A 3,583-nucleotide genomic window follows, 5' to 3' on the forward strand; every position below is an offset into this window, starting at 1 on the left:
GCCGACGCCGCGCTCGGCGATCAGGTCGACCTCGGACTGATCGAGCCACACCGCGTGAGCGAGCATCGCGCGGGGAGTGTCGAAGAAGCCGTGCTTGTCGAGTGCGTGCATGGGCCGCATCCCGTATCGGCTGTCGAAGTCGGCCAGTTCGACCTCNNNTCGCAGTTTGCCGAGCAGGGAGGCGACCTTCATCTCCTCGAACATGTCGAGGTTGTTGTTCTCCTTCTCGCCGTCGGTGCCGAGGCCGACGTTGACCCCGGCGGCGAGCATCTCGGCGACGGGAGCCATGCCGCTGGCGAGCTTCATGTTGGAGATCGGGTTGTGCGAGACGCCGACGCCGCGCTCGGCGATCAGATCGACCTCGGCCTGATCGAGCCACACCGCGTGCGCGAGCATCGCGCGAGGAGTGTCGAAGAAGCCGTGCTTTTCGAGCGCGAACATCGGACGCATCCCGTACCGGGAGTCGAAGTCGGCCAGTTCGACCTCGGACTCGCTGCAGTGCGTGTAGATGCCGGTGTCGAAGTGACGGGCCATGTCGATCGCGCGCTTCTGGCCGGCCTCGTCGGCGTAGAACCAGTGCTCGAGGCCGACCCACGGCATGATCCGTCCGCCGGCGGCGCCGGTCCACTCGCGCAGCATCCGCTCGTTGTCGTCGAGGGTGTCGAAGTAGTCGAAGTCGGGATGCTCGCCGACGTAGTTCACGGTCACGACGCGGTTGCCGAGGGCGGATGCGGCGCGGGCCGCGCCGTGCAAGTACCGCCACATGTCCACGACGGTCGTCGTGCCCGACAGCAGGCCCTCCGCATAGCAGAGCCAAGCGGCCGCCTCGGCCTCCTCGGGCCGCAGCACGCGGTGCATCGGGTCGATGTGCAGGCGCAGCCACTCCCACACCGGCAGGTGCTCGGCGGTGCCCCGGAGCATCCCGGAATGGTGGTGGGCGTTGACCAGACCCGGCATGAGAACGCGGTCGGCGAGGTCGACGCGATCGGCATCCGGATGCCGCGCCGACAGCTCGGTCACGGGGGCGACCGCGAGGATCGTGTCGCCGGAGACGAGAACGGCGGTGTCGGTGACGACGTCGAGGGAGTCGTTCATGGTCACGACGGCGTCGGGAACCAGCAGGGTGGAGGTCATCTGCGCGCTTTCACGAGGGAAGGGGGCGGCGCGACCGCCGCCCCCGGAGGAAGGACTCTACTGCTCGTAGGCGACGAGGTCGGGATTCTCCTCGTACACCTCGGCCAGCAGGGACAGGTCGAACAGCGACTCCGCGTCGAGGTCGATCCCGGCCGCGGCGAGGCTCGCGATGTTCTCCTCGATGAGCTGGTCGGAGATCGTGAACAGACCGTTCTCGAGCGTCTCGTCGGTGCTGATGAGGGCGACCTGCGCCTCGGCGCCGGCGAGGGAGTGCTCCTCGTCGAGTCCGAGGTCGGAGCCGTATTCGGTCATGGCCAGCTCGACGCCGACGGCGGGGTCGGCGATCGCCTCGGTCCAGCCGCGGATCTCGGCCGCGAGGAAGGCCTTCACCATCTCGCGTTCGTTCTCGATGGTGTCATCGGTGACGGTGTAGGTCTTCGCGACGAACGGCAGGCCGTTGTCGGCGAACGCCAGATCGACCGTGTCGTAGCCCTCCATCGCAACGGTGAGCGACTCGTTCGTGAGGTACGAGATGAAGCCGTCGACCTCGCCCGTGGTGAGCGGCGACGTGTCGTACTGCACGGGGACGACCTCGACCTCATCCGCGGCGATGTCGTTGGCCAGCAGGAAGGCGTCGAAGATCGCGCGGTTGGAATCCTGCACGCCGATGCGCTTGCCGACCAGGTCTTCCGGCGTCGCGATGTTGCCGCCGTCGGCGAGCGAGAGGATCGAGAACGGGTTCTTCTGGAACAGCGCACCCACGATCTTCAGGGGCGCGCCCTCGCTCGCGACGACCGAGCCGATGGCGACCGCATCGCTGATGGCGACGTCGGCGGTTCCGCTGATGAGCTCGGTGGCGCCCGAAGACGGGCCGGGTACGAGGCTGACCGCGTCGAAGCCGGCCTCGTCGTAATAGCCCTCGGTGTCGGCGATGTACTCGCCCGAGAACTCCTCGTTCTTGATCCAGCTCAGCTGGACGGTGAGGTCGCCGAAGTCTTCAGCGGATGCGGCGGCTGTGGAGTCGGAGGTCGTGTCGGACGTGGAGGTGCCGGAGCACGCCGAGAGGGCGAGGGCCGAGGCGGCCAACGCGGCGGCGACTCCGATGCTGCGGGTGAGGAATGCCATCGATCGTCTTTCGTGGAGTGTCAGGGACACGCGGGTCGGGACGTGATCGATAGTAAGTAGCTATCGTTGATAACAAATAGCGATGGCGTTACAGGTGTGTTTCCTGCGGTCAGCTGTCGCCGGCGTACACCAGCACGATGCGGGTGCGCCCGTTCCCCCGCACCGCCCAGTGGTTTCGAAGGGCACCGGGATGCGCGATCGCCTCCCCCTCATCGAGCTCCCACGAGCCGCGACCCTCGACCTCGACCGTGATCGATCCCTCGGCGACGTAGACGGTGAGCTCCCCGTCGGACTGGTACCAGTCGCCCAGACGCTGCCCGGGCTCGAGCACGTACTCCTGCACCGTCGCCCGTCGGGCGGTGCCCGAGGACACCACGCGGTGAAATCCCGTGTCCGGATGGTCGGTGATCGGCGCCCACCCGCTGGCATCCCGTCGCGACACCGTGATCGGCTCCGGTTCCCCCGCCGCCGGGAGCAGGTGCGACGGCGACACCTCGAGCGCCGCCGCGATGCGATACAGCGACGCCAGCGACGGCATCGTCTGCCCGCTCTCCACGGTGCTGAGGAACGGTTGGCTCACGTTCGCGCTCGCCGCGAGGGCTCGCATCGAGAGCTTGCGCGACTGGCGCGCCTCGCGGATCGCCGCGCCGAGCAGTGAGCTGATCGCGGCGTCGGAGACGGTGGCGCGCTGCTCGGACACGCTTCCACGATAGACGGCCATCCCTCCGGTCGTTGAGCGAGCGGAGCGAGACGAAACGTGGGCGGCCTGCGGGCCGGGTCAGCGCCAGCTGGTGAGCTTGTCGGGATTGCGCACGAGCCACACGTCCGAAACGCGGTCGGCGCGTACCCCCAGCACCATGACGGTGTCGACCACGCCGTTCTCGCTGACGATGAACCCGAGCCCGTCGGCCGTTGCGATCGGGTCGACCCGCGCATCCGGGCGTTGCGTGAGCACACCCAGGATGAAGCGCGCGACGTTGACCGCGCCGAGCACCGGGCGTCGTGCGGCGCTGACCTTGCCGCCCCCGTCGGAGGTGAGCGTGACATCCGGATCGAGGAGGGCGACGAGCGCGTCGAAGTCGCCCGCTCCGGTCGCGGCGGCGAAGGCGGCCGCGACCGCGTCATGCCGTTCGCGCGGGGCGGCGTCATCGGTGCGGGAACGCACCTTGCGGCGGGCGGATGAGGCCAGCTGCCGCGTCGCCTCGACGGAGCGTCCGAGCGTCTCGGCGATCTGCGAGAACGGCAGCTCGAACACGTCGTGCAGCACGAACGCGACCCGCTCGGCCGGGGTGAGCGTGTCGAGCACGACCTGCAGCGCCATGCT

General features: G+C 68.5%; 4 protein-coding genes. All 4 read right to left on the minus strand.

Going from position 1 to position 3,583, the window contains the following annotated elements:
• A partial coding sequence (locus tag B4E30_RS00585) for an amidohydrolase family protein (RefSeq protein ID WP_286793049.1) occupies window positions 1-1,134 on the minus strand: 1,134 nt, incomplete at its 3' end.
• Between the two features lie 57 nt (window positions 1,135-1,191).
• On the minus strand, window positions 1,192-2,259 hold the full coding sequence (locus B4E30_RS00590; RefSeq protein ID WP_286793050.1) for an ABC transporter substrate-binding protein: 1,068 nt from the start codon (window positions 2,257-2,259) through the stop codon (window positions 1,192-1,194).
• Window positions 2,260-2,368: 109 nt separating this feature from the next.
• Window positions 2,369-2,959, minus strand: coding sequence for a helix-turn-helix domain-containing protein (locus B4E30_RS00595; protein ID WP_286793052.1), 591 nt, complete (start codon window positions 2,957-2,959; stop codon window positions 2,369-2,371).
• 78 nt (window positions 2,960-3,037) lie between these two features.
• The coding region (locus tag B4E30_RS00600) for a sigma factor-like helix-turn-helix DNA-binding protein (protein ID WP_286793053.1) at window positions 3,038-3,583 on the minus strand (546 nt) is incomplete at its 5' end.

The sequence above is a fragment of the Microbacterium sp. UBA3394 genome (assembly GCF_002358725.1).
GTDB lineage: Bacteria > Actinomycetota > Actinomycetes > Actinomycetales > Microbacteriaceae > Microbacterium > Microbacterium luteum.

Bases quoted from the DNA above. Each gene is read 5' to 3' on its own strand.
- B4E30_RS00590 (WP_286793050.1), bottom strand. From the start codon at position 2,259: ATGGCATTCCTCACCCGCAGCATCGGAGTCGCCGCCGCGTTGGCCGCC.